We start from the raw sequence: 26,901 nt of genomic DNA, 5'->3' as shown, positions 1-26,901 counted from the left end.
GCCCATATTCCCTTTAAAATTTTGAAGCTGTTTTTTATTTTTTATCCAAAAAAGGGGAGTGCCGCTAACACTTAAATAGTGTTTTGCGACACTCCCTTCTGCTTCTGTATTTACATTTATAGAGGCATTCTCTGTTGACCTTCGTATACTCACATGTATCTACATCGTAATCATCTGGGAAGACCACATTGAATTCCTCTTTGAAAAATCCCTTTGCCGCCTCTATAGAGAGTCTGGTGCATCTCTTGCAGCACCTGGCACCGCCAGCCTTCCCTATCTCTTCTAAGGCCTTAGCAACAGCCAGGTGTGCCTTCGACCTCTTGAGAGGTGTCATGGGCGTGGCTTTAAATATGACGCTTATAGCTGCGCCAACACCTACCCCTGCTCCGCATGCCCCATAATAGCCGCATGCGCCGCCGGGTATCTGCCTTCCCCTTTCCAGCGCTTCTATTATATCCTCATCATCTGCTTTTCCGGTTAGATTTTTATATGCTGTCACTATAACAGCGGGCACCAGAGCATGGTGTTCAGGGCCATGCATGGGTATCCTTGGGTCTTTCATTATATTTTCCGCTATTTCCATTGGGTCTTTCAGGTTAGTACTAAGACAGTATTCCTTAATTACCTCTATGCCATCTTTGCTGTGACAGTCGTCGCAGACGTAATGCCCATCCGTACAGTGGGCATGAGTTAGTTCTTCTCTGCCACACATCTCGCATTTTTTCAATACCGGCTTTTCCAGATAAACTAAGTCCTTTCCACATATCAAACACCCCGTTTCCATTTCGGTATTGCAGCATCCCATTGTCATCGCCCCTATATCCCAGATAAGTACCTCTCGACATTTACACCGACGGTAGCGCCATCACCCACTGCAGTAGCTACCTGTCTTACCTTTTTGTCCCTTATATCCCCTGCAGCAAATACGCCTTTTACGCTCGTCATGAGGTCTTCATCTGTTTTTACATATCCATACTGATTTATCTCAACCTGGCCATTTAAGATATCCGTCTTTGGTGATAAGCCAATATATACAAAAGCCCCGTCAACATCTATGCTGCTAACCTCTCCTGTCTTCAGGTTTTTATAGAAAAGCCTCTTTAGCATCTCATTGCCCTCAGCTTTTGTTACATGGGACTCCCAGATAAAGTTGACCTTGGGATTATTAAATACCTTGTCCTGAAGCACCTTGGAGGCCTGCAGGTTGTCAAACTCATGAATTATGGTTATCTTATCTGCAATGTTGGATAGATAGAGTGTCTCCTGAATGGCTGAATTGCCGCCACCAATTACAGCAACATGTTTTCCCTCATACATGGAACCATCGCATATGGCACAGTAATGTATACCCTTACCCCTGAATACATCCTCATTCTCTGCAGGAAGTTTTCTCGGCTGTGCACCCATTGCCAGTACCACTGCCTTCGGAAAATATATCTTATCCTCTGTCCTTACATACTTCTCTGTATCAGTGAGTTTTATCTCAATTATCTCCTTGAGGTCATCGATAACTGCACCAAAGGATTCAGCCTGCTCTCTCATATTCTTCATAAGGGTTTTCCCTTCAATTGAACCGCTGGTACCAGGGTAGTTTTCAATATAGTATGTGTTGGCGGCCTGGCCACCTGTCACCCCCTCATCCACGACCACAGTATCTAGCTTTGCCCGTGAGGCATAGAGCGCTGCTGTAAGACCTGCAGGTCCACCACCAAGGACCAGCACATCGCACTCTACCCTTTCTGGTTCCCTATCCATGATGGAAAATCCTATAACCTGTTCTATGGCCTTGCGTACCTCCGGCTTCGTCAGGTATCCATTTAACCTCTCCCTTACCTCTTTGCCATCCCTATAAAACAGTACAGTGGGACTGCCTGTGACACCAAGGCTCTTTGCAAATTCCCTGTTACCCTGCCTGTAAATTTTAATGAAATCCATGTATTCCCCATAGGTTTCAGCGAGCCTCTCATAGATTGGCTCCAGTTGATTGCACGGAGGGCAGTCAGTGGAATAAAAGTCCACAATTACCGGCCTCCTGGATTTTAATACTACCTCTTCATAATTGTCCGCATTTACCTCTCTAATCATTGTAACGCCTCCCTTATATCTTCACTATAATACTTGATACCGCTTTCAAATATAGACCCTATATCGTGGCAGGCCGGAGATAATATGCTGCCATTCTTTTCATTGGCCACCACACCGCATCCCCCTCCACACACCAGACTTACAGGGCACTCCCTGCATTCCTTTATGTTAAGCACATTTCGCTCTCTCCATGGTCTCAACCTATCCTCATATATCTTCCTTTCCGGATAATATGTGCCGAGCCTGTAGTCTTTTCTGCCGCAGCTTGCTGTGCAGCCGTATATATCGCCATAGAGGTCATACACCCACTCCTTCTTACCAGCCGGGCAGGTGTCAAAGGTCGGCGAATACATAGAGCCTGTGAGAATGGCATTCCTTATCCCCTTGAAGTCAGGTTTATGAAATTTTCTGAGTATCGGATAATCTCTGGAGAGCCTCTCGAAATATGCCCACTGCTCAGCCTGTGTTATAAGGCTCCCGTGGTTTAATGAACACTCAAAGAGCTCATAGTTTCTGCCTATCTGTGTCTTAAATATCTCATCAGGAAGGTCTAAAAACCCTTCCCTATCCAGTATTTTAGCGAGCTCAGGCAGGCTGTCATAGTTATCCCTATCCACCACCACACGGAGATTGACCGGAATTTTCGCTTCAATAAGGGCGTGCATACCCTCAATTATCCTTCCAAAGCTGTCCTTCCCTCCTATAAGCCTGCGCCTTTTGTTATGCACCTCAGGCGGGCCGTCTAAGGTTACCTGTATCTCCTTAATATCTGCCCTCTTTATAATATCCGTATAATCCATCAGGTCATAGCCGTTTGTCACTGCGGCTATTTCATATCCCTTTTTGGCAGCATTATACACTATATATGATATGGCCTCCTTCTGATGTGCCGAGTTAATAAAAGGTTCTCCGCCAAAAAGGGTGATATATGGCCTTACCTTTTCATCCCTCAGTCTTTCCTCGATATCATAAAAAAAGGCATCCACAGCCTCTTTTGATATGACATCATGCCTTCCTGGTATTCCTCTCTCATAGCAGTATATACATGAGAAGTTGCAGCCATAGGTTGGTATAAGCAGTATCTGCGTCTGACTTGTCTCCATTATATTCAGAAATTCCCTATACGCATCTTCTACCCTTACATCTTCATCCTCTTTACTCTCATAGATATACCCCCGGGATATGCCATAGTCCAGCAGGTCAAGATCGTCCATCAGCTTACCTGGTTTTCTAAGCCTCTCTATCTCATTTTGTGATGCCACATCAAAACTGCCCGAAAGTGGATTTATTATGGCATATTTATCCTCAAAAGGCACTATAATATTGTATCTGCTAAAATACATCAAATCCCCCCATGGATGTGGCGGTATACCCGCCACATTGGTTAATCATGACATCCAACAACCAGTTTGGAAGTCTTGGAGCAGCACTGAGCTACTCCCTTAGACTGTACGTTGCAGCAATCATTTTTCTTTTTTGTCACTGCCTTCATCAATGTTCACCTCCTTTACAGGCTCTTATAGTTATGCTCGCCACCATATATCCCTTTTTCAGATACTCTCTCCTCTTTAAATACTCAATGTCCTCAAATCCCGCATCTCTTATGATGCTTATATACCTATCCCCTGGTATGGCACCCCCAAAGCAGTCTGCCCATTCTTCAGGGTCATTCACTATCTCATCGGGAAGTTCTTCCAAAGAGACCACATCGGATATGACAATCCTGCCCCCTGGTTTTAAAACTCTGTAAATCTCTCGATACACCCTATCCTTATCCCTTGAATGATTTATGACACAGTCACTTATAACCACGTCAAACCTCTCATCTTCAAATGGTAAATTTTCTGCCTCAGCCAGTATAAATGAAACATTCCTAACCCCGCTTTTCTTCATGTTCTCACTGGCCGCTTTCACCATGGCCGGGGTAACGTCTATGCCGACAGCATAACCACTTTCACCTATTGCCCTCGCCGCATTCAGAATATCCATACCCCTGCCACACCCTATGTCAAGGATAGATTCACCCTTTTTAAGCTCTGCCAGTTCTATGTTTTTCCCTCCACAGCTCAGGTTATCGTTGCCTTCAGCCTCTTTTTCGTATCTTCCAATTACACTGTATTTCAGATCCAAGCTATCACCTCACTTACACCCCTATGGTATAGGGGGTATGTTATAAAAAAATAATACCACACCCTCATTGATTTGTAAATATCCATTGAAGGTTAACATCGTTAAATTACTTGTTAAATGGAATGTCTTCAAATTTCTTGTCCAAGGCCCATAATTATATGTATAACAGGGTAAACCCATGTTATAATTAATATATGTTAACTAATATAAAGGCGGTGCTTAAATGTTACCATTGAGAGATGAAATCCGAAGCAGGAGATGGCCTTTTGTCACTGTATTGTTGATATTTATAAATACTGCAGTATTTCTCTATTCCATACTCTCACCTGATGTTCAGTTTAATGAATTTGTCTACCAGTATGGTATGATACCCGCATATTACTCAAAGCTGCTCAGGAATGGGGGACCTATAGCCCTCAACGATTTCTATCCTTTCATCACCAGTATATTTCTGCACGGTGGATTTTTTCATCTGATAAGTAACATGTGGGTACTGTGGCTCTTTGGAGATAATGTAGAAGACAGGATGGGACATTTTAAGTTTCTCTTATTTTATATTTTGAGCGGCGTTATAGCTGGAATCATCCATTTTTTATTCAATCCCCTGTCACCTTATCCAACTGTTGGTGCATCAGGTGCCATTGCCGGGGTCATGGGGGCATATTTTATACTTTATCCTGGTGCAAGGATATTGACTTTAGTGCCATCCATATTTATTATACCCATCATCGTCCACATACCTGCTGTTGTATATCTTTTGTTCTGGTTCCTCTCCCAGCTATACTCAGGTACAATCCAGACACTGGCTGGAGGAGGGGCCGTATCCGGAGTGGCATGGTGGGCACATGTAGGTGGTTTTATCTTTGGTGCTGTATGTCATGGTTACTTTGAGAATAAACGGTACTGGAGATAATATACAGGTCTTGTATGTGACAGCTATAGAAAAATATAAAAACCTATTGCTTTATATAAAACCGGATGATTAACAAAAGGAGAATTGATTACAGACATTTGTTAGCGTATAACTCTTGTAGGCAGAAAAGACAGTAGATACAGCCTATTTGGTTAAAAAGCAAAGAAAACTATATTGATGGAAGTGTAATGAAAGCCGGGATATATATTAAAGGAAAATGGTGCTGCCGGGGCTATACAGCGTATAGAGTTTGCAATTTAACTCTAACCAGTTAAAAATAGATATGAGAGGTCCTATGGACCTCCCATGTCTATTTAAATATCTTTTTTAATTCTTTTGCACCTTCAGCTGCCTCTTTGACTTTATTGAGGTCACTTCCCAGAGAGGCCTCTACAGCTGCGGCTACTCCACCTTCCACAAATGGGGCATCGGCAATTACTATCTTGCTTTTCTTATTTTCATCCAGCATCTCGATGGCCATATCTGAACTCAGTATGGCACTCCCCAGGTCTGCAATGATAAGGACACCATCGCCGCTGTCAGCCTCCTGTATTGCATCCATTATTCTCGTGGCATCAGTGCCCAGACTGCCGTCTTCCATTCCTCCAGCCGGCAATATTTTTACTTTTCCTTGAGAAAGTTGATTTGTAAGCTCACACAGACCTTCAGCCAGTTTTCTGCTGTGTGAAACAATAACCAATCCTATCATATATTGCCTCCTAAAGCGAGTTCACTACCCTTGCTGCTGCCTGCAGCAAAAGATAGCTGGATGTGGCACCGGGGTCCTGATGACCTATACTCCTCTCACCCAAGTAGCTGGCCCTACCCTTTGTGGCGATTATATTCTTAGTATATTCCATGCCCTCCTTGGCTGCGTCTACAGCCCTGTTCAAGGCCTCGGCCAGGCCGATATTGTTATCTACAGCATCCCTGTATGATTTCAAAGCCGGCTCTAAGGCATCTATCATGGTCTTTTCCCCGGCTACCGCCTTGCCGCGCTCTTTTATGCCCTGCAGTGCGGCCTCAAATATGGTGAGAATATCTTTCTCATCTATCTCATTTTTCCCAGCAACGGCCTGGCCAGCCCGCATGAACGCCGTACCATATAGTGGTCCTGAAGCACCGCCCACTGTGGATACCAAGGTCATACCCACTGTTTTCAATATTGTGCCAATATCCTTACCCTCCAAAGACGGTAATTTTGTCAACACAGTATTAAAACCCCTGTCCATGTTTATCCCATGGTCCGCATCACCTATGGCGGAATCCAGTTCTGTAAGATATTCTTTATTCTCTGCCAGTGTTTTTGCTATAGATTTTATTATGTCGATAACAATGGCGCTATTAATAGTCATTTAAACTTACCTCCCAAAGTCTTTAAATGCAATCGTATCACTTGGAGCATCAAGAAGTCCCTTTAATTCATCATCCAGTTTCAAGAGTGTGATAGAAGCTCCCTGCATCTCTAAAGAAGTCATATATTCCCCAACAAATGTCCTGTAGACCTTGATACCCTTTTCCTTTAAAACCGATGCCACATGCCTGTTAATGACAAAAAGCTCCATAAGAGGTGTGCCACCCATACCGTTTACCATCACAGCCACTTCGTCGCCTGACTCATATGGCAGATCCGCTAAAATTTTATTTAATAGCTCATCTGCTATCTCATCTGCCGCTTTAACACTTTCCCTATGGGTGCCAGGTTCCCCGTGGATACCTATGCCTATCTCCATCTCATTCTCTGCCAGGGTAAAGCTGGGTTTCCCTGCAGCTGGAACTGTACAAGGGGTGAGTGCCATACCCATAGACCTGACGTTGGCAATAACCTTTTCCCCAACTCTCTTAACCTCTTCTAATGTCATCCCTTTGTCTGCAGCAGCGCCGGCTATCTTGTGTACAAATACAGTACCTGCTATGCCCCTCCTGCCAGTGGTCCAGGTGCTGTTTTCAACCGCCACGTCGTCATTTACCACTACACTGTCAACCTTTATTCCATCCATCTCTGCCATCTCTTTGGCCATATCAAAGTTCATTACGTCTCCGGTATAGTTCTTCACCACAAGAAGTACACCTGCTCCACCATTCACGGCTTTAATAGCCTCATAAATGGCATCCGGAGTTGGTGATGTAAACACAGCACCTGCCACTGCTCCGTCCAGCATACCTTTGCCCACATAGCCGCCGTGAGCCGGTTCATGGCCACTGCCTCCGCCACTCACCAGTGCTACTTTCCCGTTCACCGGGGCATCGGCTCTTACAAGTACGTTAAAGCCTTCCAATTTTCTTACATACTGAGGATACGCCTGCACTATACCCTCCATCATTTCTTCAACAACCGTATTTGGATCATTGATTAACTTTTTCATGGTTGACCTCCTTCGTTTATATTTTTCACCCTATATATTAGCAAAATTCATACCAACTCCAAAATAGAAAAACAGGCTTTTTTAAAAAAAGCCTGTTGATAAAAAGTATCAAGCTATTTCAAATCCTGCTCATTACTATCTACAATACCATATTTTCTGGCCTTTGCGGCAACGGTCTTATGTGTAAGCCCCAGAGCCTTACCAGCTTTGTTAAAACTTCCATATTTTTTCAGGGCTAACCTGATTATCTCTTCCTCATATTCCTCCATTGTAGCCAGATCACCACCATCAAAATTAATCAGCGTACTGTTTTCAGGTTTATAACCAACTATATACATGGGCAGGTCATCCATATCTATAAAGTCTTTATCTGTCATTATAATGCATCTCTCCATAATATTTTGAAGCTCCCGGATGTTTCCAGGCCATTCATATCTTACAAGCGCTTTCATGGCCTCATTTGTTACATATTTGATGTTTTTCCCCATCTTCTTATTCATTTCGTTTAAAAAATGTTCTACAAGAACAGGTATGTCATCCTTTCTCTCCCGAAGCGACGGGAGAAAAATAGGGACAACATTAAGCCTGTAATACAGGTCCTCCCTAAAGGTATTGTTCTTTATCATGTCCTCCAGATGTCGGTTAGTAGCAGCTATTATCCTGACATTTACCTTTATAGTTGTTATGCCCCCAACCCTTTCAAACTCCTTTTCCTCTATAACCCTTAAAAGCTTTACCTGCATGTCCGGCGGGAGATCCCCAATCTCATCCAAGAATATTGTTCCACCATTAGCCAGTTCAAATTTCCCCGGTTTTTGATTTACCGCACCTGTAAAGGCGCCACGCTCATAACCAAAGAGTTCACTCTCAAGAAGATTGGACGGTATGGCAGCACAGTTTACCCTAATAAAAGGCTTATCCTTTCGTTTACTGGCAAAGTGTATGGCCCTAGCAACCAGTTCCTTACCCGTACCGCTCTCTCCTCTTATGAGTACCGTCGCATCAGCTGCTGCAGCCTTTGATGCAATAGACAGTGCCTCCTTTAATTTTCCGTTTTTTCCAACGATGATATTAAAGGCTTCATCCAGCTTCTGACTCCTTTTTAATTCCTGTTCAAGATACTCTGCCCTTGCCTTTTCCTCGTTTAATCTATTGGTAAGATCCTGTATCTCAGTCACCTCTTTAATGACTGAAACAACACCCATAAATCTATCCCCATAAAAAATCGGGTTAAGGTCCGCCACATATCTCACACCATTAGGCTTTGTCCCAATCACCCCAAGGATCGGCTTTCTTAACCTCAATGCGGTCGCCCTGGCACCCCCAGGTGAAACATCGTAAACTGACTTCCCAATAAGCTCATCATACCTTTCCCCTGTTATACGTTCATATGCAGGGTTTACGTAAGCAATTATTCCATCACTATCTACCAGACATATCCCATCATGCACAGACTCCAGCATGTTATGATACCTGTTTTCCATCTCCTTGACGGAGTCGAGCTCATTGGACAGCTTATCTATCTCCCGCATATCCTGTAAAATGGACACTATGCCTATCATCCTGCTCGTTGAAAATATAGGTGAAATATTAACAAGGACAGCAGCGCCATTCAGTTCCAATCTCATCCCCATATATGTCTTTCCCTCGGCATAAACCTCCTCCAGGGGCCAGTTGGGAAGTACAGTCTTATAGCTCATACCTATAACCATGTCAGCAGATAAGCCAGATATCCTCTCTGCTGCCTTATTGAATAATGTAATCACCCCATTCATATCCAATACAACTATACCGCTGGGCACATTCTCAAATATCCTTTCATAGGTTACCGAGGCCTCCTGCAAAAGGCTGTCTATCTGCATGGCATCTTCGGCCTCAAAACAGGATTCAATAAATTTAGTCATCTCATCCAGCACCTTTTCAGGTTCGTCGCCATCTACCATGACCTCAATCCTGTCTCCATCTCTGACGGGCGTAGAAAGCATGGCCAAAAAGCTGGACATGGGCAGACGATTGCCGCTGCCCTCAAGGCTTATATATAGCCTGGCCCCATACGTCCTTTCCATTTGACCGGCCTTCTGTGAAATCATTGCTGCCGCTCTTGTATGAAACCCAAGAGGATTTTTAATCTGAATATATCTGGAGGAATACATATATCTCACCACTTTTTATTAATTCATATCTCTTGTTGCAACCACGTCAACACCTGTGTCCAATATATTTGAGTATATCACCTGCCCAACAGTCACCGGTGCTTCAACCTCTATCCCTGCAAGAACCTTCATCGCCTCAAAAATCTTTCCCTTCGGTATAGGTCTCTTTGTTCTTACAGGGAGGAGCGGCAGCTTAGCTTTCCTTATCCTTACTGTCGTAGTGAGGACCCTTGTAGGATGAAACACCTCGTCGTTTGCGTATCCCGGCCCTTTCTCGCATCCGTTATTTTTTACTGAGACTATCTTCCCGTCATCGATCTGGACCTTCAGGTTGCACCCCTGAGGGCAGAGAATACATGTAATATACCTTTCCTGCATTGGTCCTACCCCCTTTCGACCTTTATAGTAATCTCTCTGATATCAGGGAAGCGGTTTAAAAGCCTCTGTGTCACATTTATATACTCCATCTCACCTGGAGACAACCGCCTTTTATTTATTGCAAAAAGCCTTCCCTTGTCGGAGTCAACCACCAGCTTTGCATTTTCATATACATCCGTTACCCTTAAAAACATCTTGAAGGCACCCTCTACCCTGCTCTTTTTCACTCTCTGTGGCACAACATACCTTACACCATCACCAGGATTTATATTTATGGGCTGGGGTTCGGTCTTTTCACCCTCTTTTAAAAACCTGACTGCACCGTGGGCTGCTATGCGGCTCTCATCTGTGACGTTATCCACTAAGTCGTGTACCTGAAGCACATTGCCACATGCAAAGATGCCTGGTGTTGTGGTCTCCCTGTCATCCCATACATAAGCGCCGCCTGTATTTTTATCCAATATTACACCAGCCTTTTTTGAAAGCTCGTTTTCTGGAATAAGGCCCACCGAAAGCAACAGAGTATCACATGGGATATACTTTTCCGTACCGGGTATGGGTTCTTTTTTGTCATCTACCTCAGCAATGGTAACGCCTTCAACCCTATCCTTCCCATGAATCCTGACTACAGTGTGGCGAAGCAGCAGAGGTATCCCAAAATCGTCAAGGCACTGGACTATATTTCTTTTAAGACCGCTGGAATATGGCATTATCTCGCATACGGCCTTTACCTTGGCCCCTTCCAGCGTAAACCGCCTGGCCATAATAAGCCCTATATCGCCGGAGCCAAGGATAACCACCTCCTTACCAGGAAGATAACCCTCCATGTTGGCAAACCTCTGGGCTGTCCCTGCGGTAAATATTCCTGCAGGCCTGCTCCCAGGTATGTTTATTGCACCCCTTGGCCTTTCCCTGCAGCCCATGGCCAGTATTACAGCACCTGCCTCTATCTCAATAAGGCCATCGTGGCTGTTTACAGCCGTAATCTTTCTGTCTGGAGTGATATCCAGTACCATTGTATCCAGTTTATACTCAATGCCCAGCTCTTTTACCTGTTTTATAAACCTGTCGGCATACTCTGGGCCTGTAAGCTCCTCATTGAACTCTTGAAGGCCAAATCCATTGTGTATGCACTGGTTTAAAATACCGCCCAGTTCCCTATCCCTCTCCAGTATAAGCACATCATCTATACCAAGTTTCTTTGCCTCTACTGCAGCTCCAAGACCAGCCGGGCCGCCGCCTATCACAACGATGCTCCTATACATTTTTTTCACCATCCTCTTTTAAAAGCTCCTTAACTCTGTAAAGGAGCAGTTTAGAATTGCCCCCAAATTTAGTCACGTCACTCAGTGTCATATTGAGTTCTCTTGCCAGTATTTCCGCAACCCTGGGGGTGCAAAAACCGGCCTGACATCTTCCCGTCTGAGCCCTGGTCCTGCGTTTTATACCGTCTAAGGAGCGCGCTCCCACAGGCCTCCTTATGGCATCAATTATCTCACCCTCTGTTATGGTCTCACAACGGCATATAACATGGCCGTAGGCAGGGTTTTGCTTTATGACCTCTTTTTTCTCTTCATCAGTAAGTTCATTAAACCTTATGACCGGTCTCCTTTTCGGGTTAAAGTCCGGCTTTTCTTCCATATGAAGTCCAGCTTCTTTTACTATGTCCACTACCATCTCAGCTATTGCAGGGGCCGATGTAAGACCTGGAGATTCAATACCGGAAGCATTTATAAACCCGGGCACAAGTTTTGACTCACCTATTATAAAGTCTTCTGTATCCGGCACCGGCCGCACACCTGTAAATGTAGTTATTACATTTCTTAGGTTAAATGCCCTGGTAGTCTTCATAGCACCCTCTATTGCCTTTTGAATTCCCTCTGGAGTAGTTTCCCTGAACTCCTTATCTTCAATATCCTCGGCAGTAGGGCCAAGCATGAGGTTGCCGTGGACTGTCGGGGTCACAAGTATACCCTTGCCCATCTTTGTAGGCACCTGAAAGATCACTGTATGGGCAACATCCCCCTCAACCTTATCCAGTATAAGATACTCTCCCTTGCGGGGGCGAATCTTAAATGGTTCTCCACCAACCATATTGTTTATCTCATCGGCATATAGACCTGCAGCATTTATCACATACCTTGCCTCAAAAACGTTATCCGGCGTATGGACTGTGAAATACCCTTCATGTTTATCTATACCGGTAACAGGGCTGTTAAAGAAAAACTCCACGCCGTTCATGGCAGCGTTTTCAGCCATGGCAATAGTAAGGGTGAATGGACATATCACGCCTGCCGTTCTGGCATAAAGTGCACCTATTGCATCGTCGCTGATATTTGGCTCCAGCTTCTTCAACCTTTCCCTGTCTATTATCTCCATATCAGGAACGCCATTTTTTATACCTCTGTCATACAGGTCTCTTACCTTTTTCATCTCTTCCTCAGAAAATGCAACCACCAGAGAACCATTACGTTTAAATGGTATGTCAAGATTTTCACATAGTTCATCAAACATTGCATTTCCCCTGACATTCAGCCTGGCCTTCAATGTGCCGGGCTCAGGGTCATAGCCTGCGTGGATAATGGCGCTGTTGGCTTTGCTGGTACCCGTGCATACATCCTCCTCCTTTTCAAGAAGGCAGATATTCAGCTTATACCTTGACATTTCACGGGCTATTGCTGAGCCAGTGACCCCGCCACCAATAATTAAGACATCATACATCGGTAGCCCTCCTTGTTAAATAATATGCAAAGAAAAGAGCCATACCTGAACACGCCTTTTGTCAAGGCCATCAGGTATGGCTCTCCAGTTCTCCGCCAATTATAAATATTTTATTTGCTTTTATTATACACTATTCCTCTGCCCAGTTCAAGGACCTTTCTACAGCTTTTTTCCAACCTTTATAGAGTTTTTCTTTCTTCTCTTCATCCATGGATGGTTTAAACTGCCTATCCACGTTCCAGTTGGCTGCTATCTCGTCCTTGTCTTTCCAAAAACCTGTGGCCAGGCCGGCAAGATATGCTGCCCCTAAAGCTGTTGTCTCTATTACCTGAGGCCTGTCAACAGGTACCCCCAGTATATCGGCCTGGAACTGCATGAGGAAATTGTTTGCACATGCGCCGCCATCTACCTTTAGGGCAGCAAGATTAATACCTGAGTCTTCCTGCATAGCCTCTAAGACATCCCTGGTCTGATAGGCAAGCGATTCCAATGTAGCCCTGATGAGATGCTCCCTCTTGGCACCCCTGGTGAGGCCCACAATCGTCCCTCTGGCATACATATCCCAGTACGGTGCCCCAAGACCGACAAATGCAGGGACAACATACACACCTGCTGTATCCTCTACCTTTGTAGCATACTCCTCACTCTGAGGAGAATTGTCTATTATCCTCAGCTCATCTCTAAGCCACTGTATAGCTGCGCCAGCTATAAATATGCTCCCTTCAAGGGCATACTCCACCTTTCCGTCAATCCCCCAGGCTATGGTTGTTAAAAGGCCATTGTGAGACGGTACAGCCTTCTCACCTGTATTCATCAGCATGAAGCAGCCCGTGCCATAGGTGTTCTTTGCCATGCCAGGTTTGTAGCAGGCCTGGCCAAACAGCGCTGCCTGCTGGTCACCGGCAGCTCCGGCAATTGGTATCTCCACACCAAACAGTTCCTTGTCCGTCACACCGTATACATGGCTGGACGGCATAGGTGTGGGGAGCATCTTCTCAGGTATGTTCAATTCCTTTAATATATCCTGATCCCATTTGAGCTCATGGATATTAAAGAGCATTGTCCTGGAAGCATTGGAGTAGTCTGTTACATGCACCTTACCGCCTGTGAGGTTCCAGATTAACCAGGAATCAACATTTCCAAACAAAAGCTCGCCCTTTTCCGCCTTCTCTCTGGCACCTTCCACATTGTCCAGTATCCATTTTATTTTAGTTCCCGAAAAATACGCATCCACTATCAGACCTGTCTTCTCAGTAATTTTCTTGTCAAACCCAGAGGCCTTCAAAGCATCGCATATAGCTGCAGTCCTCCTGCACTGCCATACAATAGCATTATAGATCGGTTTACCAGTATTCTTATCCCATACTATGGTCGTCTCTCTCTGATTGGTAATGCCTATAGCAGCTATATCAGATGGGTCCACACCGGCTTTTCTTATCGCTTCCTGGGCAACACCTATCTGAGAACCCCAGATCTCCATGGGGTCATGCTCCACCCAGCCCGGCTTGGGATAAATCTGCGTAAACTCCTTGTTTGCAACACTTACTATCCTGCCGCTGTGGTCAAACAGAATAGCCCTGGAACTGGTAGTCCCTTGATCCAAAGCCATTACATACCTTGCCATCAAAATTCCCCCAATCAATTAATTTATATAAACATCTGATATATGAAAGCGCCCAGAATTCCGCCTATTACAGGTCCAAAGATTGGTACTATCAAACCATACCCCCAATCTGAACTTCCCTTGCCCGGTATAGGAAGAATGGCATGGGCTATTCTTGGTCCAAGGTCTCTTGCCGGATTAATAGCATATCCAGTGGGTCCTCCAAGAGATAGACCTATGCTGAATACCAAAAGTCCAACCAGCAATGTCCCTAATGAGCCTACATTTGTATTGGAATTGGTTATACCAAGTATTCCGATGACAAGCATTGCAGTGCCTATTACCTCTGAAATGAAGTTAACTGGTATATTTCTTATAGCAGGAATTGTCGAAAAGACTCCCAGTTTTGAACCAGGATCATCAGTAGCAGCAAAGTGGTCCATATACATAATATATACCAGGACTGCGCCGACAAAAGCACCAGCCACCTGGGCCACTATATAGCCGGGCACCAGGCTCCATGAAAATTTTCCAATTGCAGCCAACCCTATCGTCACTGCCGGATTAAGATGGGCTCCGCTTACCCAGCCTGTGATGTATGCCGCAACTGCAACTGCAAAACCCCATCCTGCTGTTATTACAATCCACCCACTATTTTGACCTTTTGACTTATTTAAGACAACGTTTGCAACAACGCCATCACCGAGAAGCACTAATATCATTGTACCAAAAAATTCTGCCAGATACTGAGTCATTGGTGACATTTCATTTCTCCTCCCTTATAATTTAATAAAATATTGCAGGATCATATAAATAATTTTTTTACCACCCCCAGCAGTAAATTTATCATTAAGGCCTACTCCAAAAACCATAACTCCCTCTTGCTGGTCGATATGGCTATGGCTCCAGCCTTTAATGCCATGATTACATCATCCTTTTTCTCCACAAGTCCACCTGCTATAACAGGCTGTCTAACCTGTGATGCAATAATACCGGTTTTATCGTGTATAATCCCCGGCAACACCTCTATCGCATCTGGCATGGATTCCCTTACCTCATGAACACCCGTAGTAAGCCCCTGGGAATCCACAAGAAAAAACCTCTGTATAGAGAAAAGCCCTACCTCCTTCGCATATTTTATGCTGGATGACCTTGTGCTTATAATCCCGTCAGGCTTTATTGTCTTAGCTATGTACTCCATTGCAACCCTGTCCCGGCCAAGACCGTCTATCAGGTCAGCATGGACAAAAGCAATCTTGTCTTGTGCCTTAATCTTGTTGACCACATCACCGATTGAGAAAATATCACCACCAAGCAGAAAAATAACGTTTGCCTGTGAATGCAGTGCCTCATCCAGATACTCATAATGCCTCAGGGCTGCTATTATGGGGAAACTCCTTATGATCTCCACTATTTCATTCATATTTTGGCTACCACCCATCTATAATACTAGCAATTATCATGCCAGATGAGATGGCCATTAAATACAGGCCATACGGTTTCGATATATGATACTAACTACCATAGGCATAATATTGCTGATATTTTTTATCATATACTATGATAACATAAGGAGCACACTAAAGCGAAAAAAGATTGTAAAAATATAAGACGCAGCACGCACGTCTTATAAGATAAACTTATAAATATCCCTATGTGGCGATGGGATAACTGTCTTGTTTACAAGATAGCCGTGGCTTTGGATATATTGCGCCGCTTTCTCGACAGAGTCCATTACGTCACTGACTCTACCGGTAAGGGTAAAGAATGATTTGCCACCTATACCCATTCCAACCCTGATCTCTATAAGTGTAATTTTGCTCGCCTTAGCCGCAATATCAGCACCCATAATCAGCGATGCCACTGTATAACATTCAACAACACCCAATGCCTCGTATGTTTCAACCTGAACACTCCCCGTTATTGCCGGTATGACATCATGGTGGACATTTGGTATAAGCAGGTAGTCGACCATTGAGTTTCCGGCTATGTTTAACCCTGTATTTATCGAACTATTCACTGCATCTACGTCGCCGCACACCAGCGATATATATTTACCGGGGCAAATTGTTTTAGATACAAGCAGCTCCACATTGGCAGCTTTGATCATGTAATCTGTGGTTTCAATACCCTTTGCAATGCTTGTAAACTCGATCAAACCGAGGGACTGTTTCATTTTTTCACCCCCGTATTCTCTATTGTTATATACTCATCGGTTATCTGAGTTACAGTTCCAGCCATTGAAGCGTGGACAGGAACCCCAAGGGCATCATCGTCAACATCAGCTATTTTCTGCCCTTTGAGCACCTCATCTCCCTGCGCTACAATTGGCCTGGCCGTGCGTCCCGGACCATCCCTTAGCATTATCTTTACGCTTTTAATATCCTCCACAGTACCATAATATTTAACGTCCTGACTGTATCTATCAAGGTTTAAACGCATAACAAGCCTATAGACAGGCACTCTCCTGTAATCAATCATATCGTTGACCTTTAATAGATATCCACTGTAATCATATCTAACCCCTGCTTCTCGCAATTTCGATTTGAATACGCTGTTCATGGTCCTTGGGTTAATACCCATAGGACATGCATACAGCTCGCATACATTACATTCAGAGCAGAGCAGAGTCATTCTCATGTCTGCCGCATTTTCGACATTAGACACCGTTCTCATTACAAGATGTGGATACAACTGATGGCCAAGCAGATTTCTCGGGCACATATCACTGCAATAGCGGCACTGTATGCAGGCAGCCCTCGCCCGTTTAACAGCAACGCTCTCTGGAATTGTCTTTTTAAATATGAGGGGATGGTCAACTGGAAGCACAATTACACCACCGGTTGTTTTTCTTACTGGAAGGTCCAGCGCTTCCTTTCCATCAGGATATATCCTACCCATCATGGGTCCACCAACTATTACCGAGAAGTCCTTCAAGGTAGCGCCACCCACCCTTTCTATGCAATCCCTAAGTGTTGTACCTATAGGGACGCATATCACACCAGGAGATCCTACCTCACCATTTACAGTAACGTATTTATAGGTCACTGGTTCTTCATTGAAAATGGCATTGTATGCATTATACAATGTGCCGACATTTGCCACACAGACACCTACATTCAGCGGTATCCCAGCAGGAGGTATTACCCTGCGGGTCACCTCATACGTCAGCATAAATTCATCTCCTGCCGGATAGTAATCCCTGAGTGGGTATATGATGACACTGGCTGAGAGGTTCTTAATTGCCCCATCTATTTTTTCAATGCATTCTTGGTGCTTCTGTTTTATCGCTATATATATGTTTTTTGCCCCCATACTCTTACCCACAGTTTCCAGTGCCATTACGACCTCTTGAGGGTGCCTCATCATAATGGCCTGATCAGTGTTTAACAATGGCTCACATTCTGCCCCATTCGCTATAAAGGTATCGACATGGGCATTGTATTTTGCATATGCGGGGAATCCAGCTCCACCTGCCCCCACTATACCTGCCTCTCTAATTTTTTTAATCCATTCTTCCATATAACATTCTCCCATCATATTATCCTAAAGGAGTCCACCATTACACAGCGCCTTTGTCTGGTAAATGTTGCAGCGTTTGTAAGGCCTTCACCTGTTGGCCCTGCTATAGTGAATGTGGTGAAGCCCTCGCCACCAAACCCTATCCCCGCATAGGACGGTGCATTTTTAACAAATATTGTAGTATTTATAACCCTTGCCATTTTTGTCAAATTATCCACATTTTTTGAATGCATCATCGCGGTGTGGCGGTTGCCATGCTCATCCTTTACTGCAAGTTCAATGGCATGGTCTATATCTTTGGCCCTAACTATTGGTAAAACCGGCATCATCAATTCTTCCTGTACAAACGGATGGTCATTATCTGTCCTGCATATAAGACATTCCACACCCTTAGGAGGATTGACACCTATGTTTTCCAGCAAAACTGCGGCATCTTTCCCTACCCATCTCTTGTTAACCCCATACTTGCGTGGTCGTGGGACGATATCACAACCGCTGGTAGCCTCCTGCTGTTCCTCGGTAAGTATAAGCCTCATCAGTTTTTCAATCTCATGTTCATTGAGTTCATATACATTGCCATTGTTTTTCATTTCTTCAATGATCTCATCATATACATCACCCACAACTATTGCCTCTTTTTCAGCTATGCATGGAAGATTGTTGTCAAAACTGCATCCTGCTATTATATCTCTTGCCGCTTTTTTAATATCTGCCGTCTCATCTACAACCACTGGAGGATTCCCAGCGCCAGCTCCAATAGCTTTCTTGCCTGAAGAGAGTACCTTTTTAACAATACCAGGCCCACCCGTAGCAACCACAAGCTTTATCTCTGGGTGATTAATAAGGGCATCCGTATTTTCTATAGATGGTTTTCTTACACTGGTCAACATATTACGGGGTCCACCAGCTTCAACAATAGCCTTATTTAGCAGCCTTATCATTTGCAAAGAACAGTTTACAGCCCCCGGATGGGGAGAAAACACCACAGAATTACCAGCAGCCACCATGCCAATGCTGTTGCAGGCAATAGTATCCGGTGGATTTGTAGATGGGGTAATAGCAGCAATAACCCCATAAGGCGCCATTTCAACCAGAGTAAGGCCTTTATCACCCGTGTAGGCAGTGGTTTTAAGCACCTCAGTGCCCGGCGTCTTTTCCGCCACCAGTCTTAACTTTAAGTACTTGTGATTGACCCTGCCCATACCTGTCTCACTCACTGTCAATCTCGAAATCTCCATAGCATTCTCCAATACAGCCTTCCTCATCGCTGCTATGAGTTTCTCCCTTTGCTCTAAAGGCATCTCCATGAGTTCTCTTTGCGCTTTGCTTGCAGCATCGACGGCCTCATCCACCGTATTGAATATTCCATCACTCTCGTCTGGTTTAATCTCTTTCTTGCTTAATTCTTGCAATACTCTCCTTACAACATCAGAAATTTCATCATTTCTTAGTTCCATGAGATACAGCCTCCTCAAACACTTTTATTCCCCATTTCGCTATTTCCATATCCTCATTTACGGTCCCACCGCTGACACCTATACCGCCAACCATAATGTTCCCTATCTTCAGTGGAAAGCCCCCACCAAATGTCAGAAGACCGGCAATGTTGTTTATACCATAGAGTTCTCCATCTGGCCTGGCCAAATCATATAACTCATGGGTAGGCATTTTTAAAGCAACAGAAGTGTATGCCTTGTCCTGTGCTATTTTTATGCTGGCCAGGAGTGCCCCGTCCATTCGTTCCATAACTATTATGTTACCAGCATCGTCTACTACACATATTACCATAGGTGGCATACCCACAGCCTCAGCTCTTTTAATGCACTCTCCCACCATATACTCAGCCAGCTCTCTGTCAAGTTTATCTTTCATCATACACCGCACCCTCAGTTCAACGGCTTCCTTCGCCTTTATAAAATCCAAATACCTGGCCAATACATAGATTAAATCAGAAAGCCTGTTCATATATTTCATAAGGTCCTCATTTATCTCAAAATTTTTCTTAAGTTCTACAATATACCTCTCTGACCTCCTGATATCAGTCCTTGCCATATCTAAAACTGACGATTCGCAGGTCTCGCCAGGAACAGCAAACCCCTTTTGTTCTGGCTTCATTTCTTGAAACCTGTCAATCAGCCTCTCCAGCCCTGAGACATCCTCTTCCACTATCCTTTTCTTATACTCTCTGGTACCCACAGAGGCAAGTTCAGCCGCAACCACAAACAGTTTCTTTTGTATTCCCAGTATTATATCTGAAATTTCCTTTTCCCTTATAAGGCTCCTTGCAAGCCCCAGAGTTGAGTTTGCCTCATCAACTGTACCATATGCCCACACCCTCATGTCTGCTTTAGATGTTCTATCTCCGCCTAAGAGGCTTGTATCACCCTTATCCCCCGTCTTTGTATATATGCTCATAAATTATCATCCCCTGTCATGTATTGGTAGCAGCATTGTCTATCTCAATATAGTCAATAATTCCAACAATAGATGCATCAATAGGAGCATTGTCTTCTCCTGCAGAATATCTGGCAGAACTGCCCGTTATGACTAAAACTGTCTCACCAATACCGGCTCCAACCATATCTACGGCAACCACTGGATAATCCACACACTGTCCATCCACATTCAATTTCTGAATGATTAAAAGCTTGTATCCTATCAATTTCTCATCCTTCTTTGTAGATACGACATCACCAATCACCTTGGCTATAAACATATTCACTCTCCTCTATTTTATATACCTTATTTCAATCCCATTGTCCTCAATATAATCCATAGCAAGGGGAGTTATCACAGAACCATATTTTATATATAGGGGTTCGCCCTTCTCAGCCATTACCGAAACGTCGTTCCTTGTCACAACTCCAGAAACCTCTTTTTTCTTAAATACCGCTTCGTCTTTTTTTTCTGATGCTGCCCTGCCAATAAACTCTTTAATCTGAGATGAGTGTATAAATGTAACACCCATATTTCCCAACCTCTTCATGTATTCAAGAAGCATCTGATTGTATGCAGCATTCTTCGTAAACCCCAATGCAACATTAACCGGTTCATTGGGGTCACAACTGTCCTTGACGGCAACGATTTTTTTGCCCATCATGATAGCTTCCTGTATACCAAGGGTCACCAAATTATCCGAAATTCCAAGTGCTGCTTTTGCAAGGGTATTTCTTGTCAGCACAGGTATGAGAATTATATTTGCCTCTTTTATAACACTGGTCATCTGTGACTTTGAAGTAATAACCTCAGCCCTCAGACTGTTTAAAAGTGTCTCAGGAATAACATTGCTAGCCGATTCCGATATCACTGCATCGTAAGCATATCCATCAATTTCAGACAGTGCATTAAATATCTCATTTATGTTTACAGCTCCTCCTGTTATGAAGAGCAGAGCCTTTCTGCTTTTTTTATCATTTAAGATACTGTTTACTACCTCTCTAACAATTTCCTTTACACGCTCTTCAAACTCCACAATAAACACCTCTTTCAGGCGCCTATGGCTATACCTATAGGCGTAACAAGCAAAGGATTATAAGGTTTGACTACCCTTTTGCCGGTATAGCTCTCCACAATATTTTCAATGCCATCTAAACATGAGGTACCTCCCACCAGATATATGGTCTCTACGTCAAACCCCTGGATGTGTTTTAATATTATGCTGCTCATCTTTTCTACCACAGGCCTGGCCATTGGAAATACAATATCATGTTTAGACTTATCCAGTTTTATTTTTTCTGCTTCTTCATAGGTCACTCCCAACCCTCCTGCTATAACCAGCGTCATATGCCTGCCACCTGTGGGTTCATCAGCAGAATACACTGCCACACCGTCTCTAAGTACTGATATGCCTGTAGTACCTCCGCCAATGTCTACAACAGCACCATCTTTTATACCAAGCACCCTTGATGCAGCCACAGGCTCATCAACCACATTGCTAACTGCAAATCCCGCACCCTCTACAACATTTTTTATCACCCTGACATTTCCGGGTATTATACCGGGCGGTATGGCTGTAGCCGCTGTATCAAGCCTCACATTGATTAAAGACTCAATCTCCTGTTTTAATTTTCTCAGTATCTCAACCGCAGCAATATAATCCACAACTATGCCATCTCTAACCACATCTGCAGGATATATTCGCGCAATGACAGGCGTGTCATCATCTTTTAAAACAGTAATGACAATATTGGCCGTACCAAGGTCAACACCAACCTTTATACGAGCACTTTCATTCGGCTTTATTGGATTTGCTATGCATTCTTCCATCTTCTTTATGAGTTGGTTGGCCTTATCAAGCAATTTAATCACCTGTTTATACCTATAATTCTCACCATATCACCATTCTTCAGGTCTGCCGCATTAGCCTCATCTGTGTCAATATGAAACTCCAATGCAAAGTTCTCAGCCACCCTTATGAGCACATTCCTGTATATAATCCCCTTATCAGTCAAAGCCTCTACATCCACCATATCACCATTTATAACACCAAACCTATCTGCATCATCCGGTGACATGTGTATATGCCTCTGAGCACATATCACCTTTTCTTCGAACACCTTCATACCTGCAGGCCCAATCACACACAGCGATTCTGAACCTTTTAAATCGTTGGAATCCCTTACTGGAGGGTTTATGCCCAACGTAAAAGCATCTGTTCTGGATATCTCTATCTGGCTGTATCTTCTCACAGGGCCAAGGATGCGCACTCTTTCAAAACAACCTTTAGGTCCGGCTATGCAGACCGTCTCGTTTGCCGCAAATTGTCCGGGTTGATTCACATGGTTCTTTATTGTCAGTTCATATCCCTTCCCAAAGAGTATATCCATATCCTCTCTGTTAAGGTGTATATGTCTGTTTGATATACCCACAGGTATGGCCCTGCCGCCTTCTTTAATTCTAATCCTGCTTATAACATCCTTCACCACTGCGTCTATAATCTCATCCTTAATATCCATTATTTATGATCACCCCTATATACCTCATTGTAGTGTATGCAGAGATTTCTCGGTTGACCTTTTCTACGTGGGCATAGAGGGTCATGGCATATATTGCATACCTCGCCTGCCTGAGGTGCATTATCTTTTAAAACAAAGATATCTTTTTCTATCTCAACAGGGTTATTATCCTCAATATCGCTTATCTGCTCTTCCTGCTCTCTTTGATTATTATCAAGACCCGTACTATCCAAACTCATGTTAATCTCAGTTTCTCTTGACTGGACAGAGTGACTATCTTCAACCCCTTCCTTCTGTGCAACTGTATCTTCTTTCCCGTCACTCTTGAGTCCCACAGTGCTCTGTGTGGTTACCATCATCTCTGTTCCATCACCAGGCCTTGGTATGACAAGTGTCGCATACACCCTGCCAACCTTTGAAGCATTTGCTTTAGCAGCTACCAATGCTGTGTTGACAGCCGATACGTCTCCTTTTATCTTCACAGTAACCATACCGCCACCCTTGGTAAGTTCATAGCCTATAAGTTCAATATTTGCCGTCTTTAAAGCAGTATCAGCAGCCTCTATCGCAGCAGCCAGTCCCACAGTTTCAATAAATCCGAGGGCTTCTCCATCCATACAATCCCTCCTTTACAGCGGCTTTGCCTTCAAAGCAGCAATTACTCTTTCCCTAACCATATCAACGATCTCTTTTATAGTAATATTAGGTCTCATGTCCTTTAATGGCATTACCTTATATAGTCGCGCAGCGTTGTTGCCAATACGTCTGGCCCTTTCCTTTTCGTAACCATTTAATTCACCATCAAATAGTGGCCCAAAACCTCTGCTCTTACTGTAATGCAATATAATCCTGTTTTTCCACACCCCTACTGCTACGCCCAGTTTTGACAGTTGCGAAGCCTTAAATGTCTCATTCAAGGCTTCCCCTTCAAAACTGCTCACTGTATATGGTATCCCTTCTTCTTCAATACCGGCAAGGAGTTCTTTTAGCAGTGCCTGTTCTGGTTCCTTAACTATAACAAAAATAGATACATTTCCGTTATTACCCATTAGGCTCTTCCTTTCAAGCTTTCATAATAAGACAAAACCAGACCGGTAGCCACAGCATTCCTCGGCCCCTCCACCCCTCTTATATTTCCGCTGCCGCATACTATCCCATAATGGGAGAGCTCGTCTGAAATCATTTCTGGTATTTCAAAGTCAAGGGCTGAACCACCAACCAGCACCACAAAATCTATACCCCTAAGCTCCCTGCCAGGGGAAATATCCTTCAAAGCTCTAATCGCATTGGTTACAAATACCTTCTTCTTGGCTTCACGTCTAACTGCCCTTATTTTCTCCAATGAATGCTTTGTGGGAATAGGTATCATTTCATCAGGTTTTACAATTATATTCCTTGCAAATAAAGAAGCATCCAAGGGCTTATCAAAGAATTTTATATTACCGTCTTCATACCTCAGGTTGAAAAGGCTCTCAACGTGTGCAAGGGGATATTTCTTTATATCTTCCGCCAGATTAAAATCATCAAGACCCAGCTCTGAATTGATAAGCATTGTGACCATGTCTCCTGCACCCGCATGATGTATAGATGTAACCTTTCCTTCCCTATCAATATAGGCTGAGTCTGTAGAACCGCCGCCCAGGTCAAGTATGATGAGCGGCTTATCCGTCCCGGGTGTCGTAAGAGCACCTAATATGGCCATGTTTGCCTCTACTCCGCCTATTATCACCTTTATGTGCAGTTCATTTTCAAGCATCTTGGCAATTATATTCATGGGAAGTCGGTTTGTCTTTACCATAGCTGCAAGGGCTACGGCGTTTTCAAGTGCAAATTCCCCAGCCAGTCCTCCTTTTACTTTTTGAGGTACAAAGGTATCAACTGCAAGGATATCCTGGATCTTTATGTCCGAGATACCCTGTCCTGTAAGCTCAGACATGACCTGTCTTACCCTCTCCATCATCCCACCAACATTGGTTCCAGGCTCACCGCTAACATCATTCAGCGGCCATATCTCCTCCAGGGAAGACATTATCTTTTCAGCACCTTCCTCAATGCCTACCCTTCTCTCCCTTGCGCCGTACATGATTATCTTACCGGCAGGTATAACCCTCTCCTTGACGTCGCCCTCTGGCGTCCTTATGACGACTGCCGAGCGGTTACCTATTAAGGCCCGGGCTATGGGGATGACATTTTTTGTCTCATCAGGTGAGAGGTGAAACACTGTAGCCAGACCATAAGGATTGGAGAGCACCCTTATTGTCTCACCCGGCGCAGCAACCTCCACCGCCGCCATCATCCCCATAGGCACCCTGTCAATGTATGTCACCTCATCAACTATTGGTATTTTCTTCTTCAGCCGGTTAGATATAAGGACTCCGTCGTCTCCCTGCACAATTGCACCATTTACTTTTACTCCAGTCTCTGTCGCCCTATTGAGAAGTTTTGCGGCCATTTCAAAGTCCGTTGATTTAGGTATTACACAGATCACTTCTTCATTTGAGTGAATATTGTCTAATTCATCCAAGAACACTGTTTTCCCTATGCCAAGCCCTACGCCTCCCGGTGTGTCTGGATTGTGCCCTATCATAGTTGATTCTGTGATAATTGTCTCTGTTATCGTCTCCATCGCCACATCGCCGATAACAGGTGTGGCTTCATTTAGACATATAAAATCGAGATCTGAAACAGTTATATTTATCTTATTACAGGCCTCCTCAAGCCCCTTTTTCACTCCAGCAACATTGTCGGGTGTGCCTTTTATCCCTGTAGTTTTAACCAGACTGCTTGATAAAAACCTGGGCCTATTCTCTATATCAGCAATTGCCACCTCTGTTGTTGAATTCCCTATATCCACACCTGCAATAAGTCTCAAAGATATCGCCCCTTACTTCTTTAATCTTCCCCTCTTTTCATATACCTCCGCTGCTTCCCTTACAAGAGCAGCATTTAGCACCGCATTATATTTTTTCTCCAGTTCATCGGCTATGCTCAAGAGTTCCTCTTTTGTTGAACGATATGGTCGTAATGCATTATATATCTCCAGAATCCTATTATCCGGTACTTTTGTAAGCTCCGCCGCTCTTTTTAGGTTTTGTGCAAATTGATGTCTGCCTACAGACTCAGCAATCTGAGACTGATAGAGGAGCACATCTGATGTTATCCTTATATCCTCTGGCCTTATACTCCCATTTATCACATTCTCCATATTAATATCATCAAACCCTTTACCTGAAGCTGTTTTTATGAGGTCTTTCCTTTTTTCTGCCAGCGGATAATCTGCCTTAGATAGTGTACCATTATAACTGTCTGCTTTAGTCTTATCTTCCTTCTTCTCAATGGGTTCTCCAGAAATATCCAGTGACTTTAAAACTTCTTTCACAATTTCTTCTATCATGGCGTTATCCATATCTTTCACCCCTATTCAAAGACTACTTTTAGCTCAACGGGCTTTGCATTGGGCACTACATGTTCTGTCTCCTTAATGTGGAGAACTGCAGCTTTCGCCTGGTATTTGGGCCTGGCCATCTGATCATTTCTCACAGGTACAGGGTTTGGAGACTCACCCTTTGCATATTTAGCCGCATTCTTCCCTATGGCCCTATACGTTTCCCTATCAATAAGAGGCGCCTGCGGAAACAGCTCAAGATTATTAAGCGGCTCTAAATCCTTTTGATGAATCACTGTTGTGCCTTTTGACTGTATACCTATGCCCACACCCGAACCACTCAGTGTAGCTGCATCATGTCCCATAAAAGCAACATCTGAAGTCCTAAGTACGCGGATAACCCTTGGTGTCAGCCCCTCTTCCTCAATCCCAGCCATGACTTCTCTGAGCACATCCTCATGGGGGATGCCGATAATAGTTTTTGTTTGATACTGTCCAAATGCCGGGCCAATAGCTATAACAACCTCGTCGCTGCGACTTCCCTCTTTAGCCTCACCCGATTCTATAAGTTTCATTTTTCCTGAACTTGAGACTGGTTTCGGCTTTTCCACCTTGAGCTGATTTAATACTTCCTGCGTAATCCTCTCAATTAACTCCTCACTTATCTCAACCCCTGCCATTTATACCACC

Annotated in this window: 28 protein-coding genes; 1 reads left to right on the top strand and 27 read right to left on the bottom strand. The window is 44.0% G+C overall.

The annotated features are described in order from the left end of the window. Nucleotides 1–64: 64 nt before the first annotated feature. The 4 genes from FWJ32_RS03485 to FWJ32_RS03470 all read right to left on the bottom strand — a co-directional run bounded on the left by FWJ32_RS03485 (nt 65) and on the right by FWJ32_RS03470 (nt 4,215). Entirely contained in the window at nt 65–805 is a 741-nt protein-coding gene (locus tag FWJ32_RS03485) for a DUF5714 domain-containing protein (RefSeq protein ID WP_149544580.1), read from the bottom strand. An 11-nt stretch (nt 806–816) separates the two neighbouring features. Beyond that, nucleotides 817–2,085, bottom strand: coding sequence for a thioredoxin-disulfide reductase (gene trxB, locus FWJ32_RS03480; RefSeq protein WP_149544579.1), 1,269 nt, complete (start codon nt 2,083–2,085; stop codon nt 817–819). Beyond that, nucleotides 2,082–3,428, bottom strand: a complete 1,347-nt coding sequence (locus FWJ32_RS03475) for a radical SAM/SPASM domain-containing protein (RefSeq protein WP_149544578.1) — start codon at nt 3,426–3,428, stop codon at nt 2,082–2,084. Before FWJ32_RS03475 ends, trxB begins: the two co-directional genes overlap by 4 nt. A gap of 148 nt (nt 3,429–3,576) precedes the next feature. Further along, a complete protein-coding gene (locus tag FWJ32_RS03470) occupies nt 3,577–4,215 on the bottom strand; it encodes a methyltransferase domain-containing protein (protein WP_149544577.1) in 639 nt (212 codons plus the stop codon). Between the two features lie 223 nt (nt 4,216–4,438). Between FWJ32_RS03470 and FWJ32_RS03465 the strand changes: the two genes are divergently transcribed. Continuing rightward, a complete protein-coding gene (locus FWJ32_RS03465) occupies nt 4,439–5,128 on the top strand; it encodes a rhomboid family intramembrane serine protease (protein WP_149544576.1) in 690 nt (229 codons plus the stop codon). Between the two features lie 310 nt (nt 5,129–5,438). Here the strand turns inward: FWJ32_RS03465 and dhaM are convergent, their stop codons facing one another. The 23 genes from dhaM to FWJ32_RS03350 form a co-directional block, all read right to left on the bottom strand. Beyond that, nucleotides 5,439–5,837, bottom strand: coding sequence for a dihydroxyacetone kinase phosphoryl donor subunit DhaM (gene dhaM, locus FWJ32_RS03460; protein WP_149544575.1), 399 nt, complete (start codon nt 5,835–5,837; stop codon nt 5,439–5,441). A 10-nt stretch (nt 5,838–5,847) separates the two neighbouring features. Beyond that, a complete protein-coding gene (gene dhaL / locus FWJ32_RS03455; protein WP_149544574.1) occupies nt 5,848–6,483 on the bottom strand; it encodes a dihydroxyacetone kinase subunit DhaL in 636 nt (211 codons plus the stop codon). A 6-nt stretch (nt 6,484–6,489) separates the two neighbouring features. Next, nucleotides 6,490–7,494 carry a dihydroxyacetone kinase subunit DhaK gene (dhaK, locus tag FWJ32_RS03450; RefSeq protein ID WP_149544573.1) on the bottom strand — a complete coding sequence of 335 codons (1,005 nt, stop codon included), beginning with the start codon at nt 7,492–7,494 and terminating at the stop codon, nt 6,490–6,492. Between the two features lie 113 nt (nt 7,495–7,607). After that, entirely contained in the window at nt 7,608–9,647 is a 2,040-nt protein-coding gene (locus FWJ32_RS03445) for a sigma 54-interacting transcriptional regulator (protein WP_149544593.1), read from the bottom strand. An 18-nt stretch (nt 9,648–9,665) separates the two neighbouring features. Then, a complete protein-coding gene (locus FWJ32_RS03440; protein ID WP_149544572.1) occupies nt 9,666–10,025 on the bottom strand; it encodes a DUF1667 domain-containing protein in 360 nt (119 codons plus the stop codon). 5 nt (nt 10,026–10,030) lie between these two features. Continuing rightward, complete coding sequence (locus FWJ32_RS03435; protein WP_149544571.1) at nt 10,031–11,290, bottom strand: NAD(P)/FAD-dependent oxidoreductase; 1,260 nt, start codon at nt 11,288–11,290, stop codon at nt 10,031–10,033. After that, a complete protein-coding gene (locus FWJ32_RS03430; protein ID WP_149544570.1) occupies nt 11,283–12,746 on the bottom strand; it encodes an NAD(P)/FAD-dependent oxidoreductase in 1,464 nt (487 codons plus the stop codon). The genes FWJ32_RS03435 and FWJ32_RS03430 overlap by 8 nt, the downstream gene beginning before the upstream one ends. A gap of 130 nt (nt 12,747–12,876) precedes the next feature. Further along, nucleotides 12,877–14,370 carry a glycerol kinase GlpK gene (gene glpK / locus FWJ32_RS03425; protein ID WP_149544569.1) on the bottom strand — a complete coding sequence of 498 codons (1,494 nt, stop codon included), beginning with the start codon at nt 14,368–14,370 and terminating at the stop codon, nt 12,877–12,879. Nucleotides 14,371–14,393: 23 nt separating this feature from the next. Then, nucleotides 14,394–15,113, bottom strand: coding sequence for an MIP/aquaporin family protein (locus FWJ32_RS03420; protein ID WP_149544568.1), 720 nt, complete (start codon nt 15,111–15,113; stop codon nt 14,394–14,396). A gap of 92 nt (nt 15,114–15,205) precedes the next feature. Next, nucleotides 15,206–15,772 carry a glycerol-3-phosphate responsive antiterminator gene (locus FWJ32_RS03415; RefSeq protein WP_149544567.1) on the bottom strand — a complete coding sequence of 189 codons (567 nt, stop codon included), beginning with the start codon at nt 15,770–15,772 and terminating at the stop codon, nt 15,206–15,208. Between the two features lie 204 nt (nt 15,773–15,976). Further along, nucleotides 15,977–16,525, bottom strand: a complete 549-nt coding sequence (locus FWJ32_RS03410; protein WP_149544566.1) for a BMC domain-containing protein — start codon at nt 16,523–16,525, stop codon at nt 15,977–15,979. Further along, complete coding sequence (locus FWJ32_RS03405) at nt 16,522–17,871, bottom strand: 4Fe-4S dicluster domain-containing protein (protein ID WP_162523483.1); 1,350 nt, start codon at nt 17,869–17,871, stop codon at nt 16,522–16,524. Before FWJ32_RS03405 ends, FWJ32_RS03410 begins: the two co-directional genes overlap by 4 nt. 14 nt (nt 17,872–17,885) lie before the next feature. Next, a complete protein-coding gene (locus FWJ32_RS03400) occupies nt 17,886–19,328 on the bottom strand; it encodes an aldehyde dehydrogenase family protein (protein WP_149544564.1) in 1,443 nt (480 codons plus the stop codon). Next, nucleotides 19,312–20,286, bottom strand: a complete 975-nt coding sequence (locus FWJ32_RS03395) for a cob(I)yrinic acid a,c-diamide adenosyltransferase (RefSeq protein ID WP_149544563.1) — start codon at nt 20,284–20,286, stop codon at nt 19,312–19,314. Before FWJ32_RS03395 ends, FWJ32_RS03400 begins: the two co-directional genes overlap by 17 nt. A 16-nt stretch (nt 20,287–20,302) precedes the next feature. Next, nucleotides 20,303–20,587, bottom strand: coding sequence for a EutN/CcmL family microcompartment protein (locus tag FWJ32_RS03390; RefSeq protein ID WP_149544562.1), 285 nt, complete (start codon nt 20,585–20,587; stop codon nt 20,303–20,305). A gap of 12 nt (nt 20,588–20,599) precedes the next feature. Next, on the bottom strand, nt 20,600–21,343 hold the full coding sequence (locus tag FWJ32_RS03385; protein ID WP_162523482.1) for a flavoprotein: 744 nt from the start codon (nt 21,341–21,343) through the stop codon (nt 20,600–20,602). 14 nt (nt 21,344–21,357) lie between these two features. Further along, the gene (gene eutJ / locus FWJ32_RS03380; RefSeq protein WP_203227561.1) at nt 21,358–22,170 is read right to left on the bottom strand and encodes an ethanolamine utilization protein EutJ; all 813 of its coding nucleotides are present in this window, start codon (nt 22,168–22,170) and stop codon (nt 21,358–21,360) included. Between the two features lie 5 nt (nt 22,171–22,175). After that, the gene (locus FWJ32_RS03375; protein WP_149544560.1) at nt 22,176–22,826 is read right to left on the bottom strand and encodes a phosphate propanoyltransferase; all 651 of its coding nucleotides are present in this window, start codon (nt 22,824–22,826) and stop codon (nt 22,176–22,178) included. Then, entirely contained in the window at nt 22,826–23,443 is a 618-nt protein-coding gene (locus FWJ32_RS13825) for a BMC domain-containing protein (RefSeq protein WP_149544559.1), read from the bottom strand. Before FWJ32_RS13825 ends, FWJ32_RS03375 begins: the two co-directional genes overlap by 1 nt. A 12-nt stretch (nt 23,444–23,455) precedes the next feature. Beyond that, a complete protein-coding gene (locus FWJ32_RS03365; protein ID WP_149544558.1) occupies nt 23,456–23,875 on the bottom strand; it encodes a glycerol dehydratase reactivase beta/small subunit family protein in 420 nt (139 codons plus the stop codon). After that, nucleotides 23,875–25,698, bottom strand: coding sequence for a diol dehydratase reactivase subunit alpha (locus tag FWJ32_RS03360; protein WP_149544557.1), 1,824 nt, complete (start codon nt 25,696–25,698; stop codon nt 23,875–23,877). Before FWJ32_RS03360 ends, FWJ32_RS03365 begins: the two co-directional genes overlap by 1 nt. A 12-nt stretch (nt 25,699–25,710) precedes the next feature. Beyond that, nucleotides 25,711–26,232, bottom strand: coding sequence for a diol dehydratase small subunit (locus tag FWJ32_RS03355; protein ID WP_149544556.1), 522 nt, complete (start codon nt 26,230–26,232; stop codon nt 25,711–25,713). An 11-nt stretch (nt 26,233–26,243) separates the two neighbouring features. Further along, on the bottom strand, nt 26,244–26,891 hold the full coding sequence (locus FWJ32_RS03350) for a propanediol/glycerol family dehydratase medium subunit (protein WP_149544555.1): 648 nt from the start codon (nt 26,889–26,891) through the stop codon (nt 26,244–26,246). Between the last annotated feature and the right edge of the window lie 10 nt (nt 26,892–26,901).

This window comes from Calorimonas adulescens, assembly GCF_008274215.1.
Lineage (GTDB): Bacteria > Bacillota > Thermoanaerobacteria > Thermoanaerobacterales > UBA4877 > Calorimonas > Calorimonas adulescens.
This window is presented reverse-complemented; position numbering and strand designations above follow the sequence as displayed.

Coding starts and splice junctions, on each gene's coding strand:
- FWJ32_RS03465 (WP_149544576.1), top strand. CDS start 4,439: ATGTTACCATTGAGAGATGAAATCCGAAGCAGGAGATGGCCTTTTGTC.
- FWJ32_RS03375 (WP_149544560.1), bottom strand. CDS start 22,826: ATGGATATTAAGGATGAGATTATAGACGCAGTGGTGAAGGATGTTATA.
- FWJ32_RS03420 (WP_149544568.1), bottom strand. CDS start 15,113: ATGTCACCAATGACTCAGTATCTGGCAGAATTTTTTGGTACAATGATA.
- FWJ32_RS03440 (WP_149544572.1), bottom strand. CDS start 10,025: ATGCAGGAAAGGTATATTACATGTATTCTCTGCCCTCAGGGGTGCAAC.
- FWJ32_RS03430 (WP_149544570.1), bottom strand. CDS start 12,746: ATGTATGATGTCTTAATTATTGGTGGCGGGGTCACTGGCTCAGCAATA.
- FWJ32_RS03350 (WP_149544555.1), bottom strand. CDS start 26,891: ATGGCAGGGGTTGAGATAAGTGAGGAGTTAATTGAGAGGATTACGCAG.
- FWJ32_RS03485 (WP_149544580.1), bottom strand. CDS start 805: ATGGGATGCTGCAATACCGAAATGGAAACGGGGTGTTTGATATGTGGA.
- FWJ32_RS03390 (WP_149544562.1), bottom strand. CDS start 20,587: ATGTTTATAGCCAAGGTGATTGGTGATGTCGTATCTACAAAGAAGGAT.
- FWJ32_RS03365 (WP_149544558.1), bottom strand. CDS start 23,875: ATGGGTAATAACGGAAATGTATCTATTTTTGTTATAGTTAAGGAACCA.
- FWJ32_RS03395 (WP_149544563.1), bottom strand. CDS start 20,286: ATGAGCATATATACAAAGACGGGGGATAAGGGTGATACAAGCCTCTTA.
- FWJ32_RS03355 (WP_149544556.1), bottom strand. CDS start 26,232: ATGGATAACGCCATGATAGAAGAAATTGTGAAAGAAGTTTTAAAGTCA.
- glpK (WP_149544569.1), bottom strand. CDS start 14,370: ATGGCAAGGTATGTAATGGCTTTGGATCAAGGGACTACCAGTTCCAGG.
- trxB (WP_149544579.1), bottom strand. CDS start 2,085: ATGATTAGAGAGGTAAATGCGGACAATTATGAAGAGGTAGTATTAAAA.
- FWJ32_RS03435 (WP_149544571.1), bottom strand. CDS start 11,290: ATGTATAGGAGCATCGTTGTGATAGGCGGCGGCCCGGCTGGTCTTGGA.
- FWJ32_RS03415 (WP_149544567.1), bottom strand. CDS start 15,772: ATGAATGAAATAGTGGAGATCATAAGGAGTTTCCCCATAATAGCAGCC.
- FWJ32_RS03405 (WP_162523483.1), bottom strand. CDS start 17,871: ATGGAAGAATGGATTAAAAAAATTAGAGAGGCAGGTATAGTGGGGGCA.
- dhaL (WP_149544574.1), bottom strand. CDS start 6,483: ATGACTATTAATAGCGCCATTGTTATCGACATAATAAAATCTATAGCA.
- FWJ32_RS03400 (WP_149544564.1), bottom strand. CDS start 19,328: ATGGAACTAAGAAATGATGAAATTTCTGATGTTGTAAGGAGAGTATTG.
- dhaM (WP_149544575.1), bottom strand. CDS start 5,837: ATGATAGGATTGGTTATTGTTTCACACAGCAGAAAACTGGCTGAAGGT.
- FWJ32_RS13825 (WP_149544559.1), bottom strand. CDS start 23,443: ATGGATGGAGAAGCCCTCGGATTTATTGAAACTGTGGGACTGGCTGCT.
- dhaK (WP_149544573.1), bottom strand. CDS start 7,494: ATGAAAAAGTTAATCAATGATCCAAATACGGTTGTTGAAGAAATGATG.
- FWJ32_RS03410 (WP_149544566.1), bottom strand. CDS start 16,525: ATGAAACAGTCCCTCGGTTTGATCGAGTTTACAAGCATTGCAAAGGGT.
- FWJ32_RS03445 (WP_149544593.1), bottom strand. CDS start 9,647: ATGTATTCCTCCAGATATATTCAGATTAAAAATCCTCTTGGGTTTCAT.
- FWJ32_RS03475 (WP_149544578.1), bottom strand. CDS start 3,428: ATGTATTTTAGCAGATACAATATTATAGTGCCTTTTGAGGATAAATAT.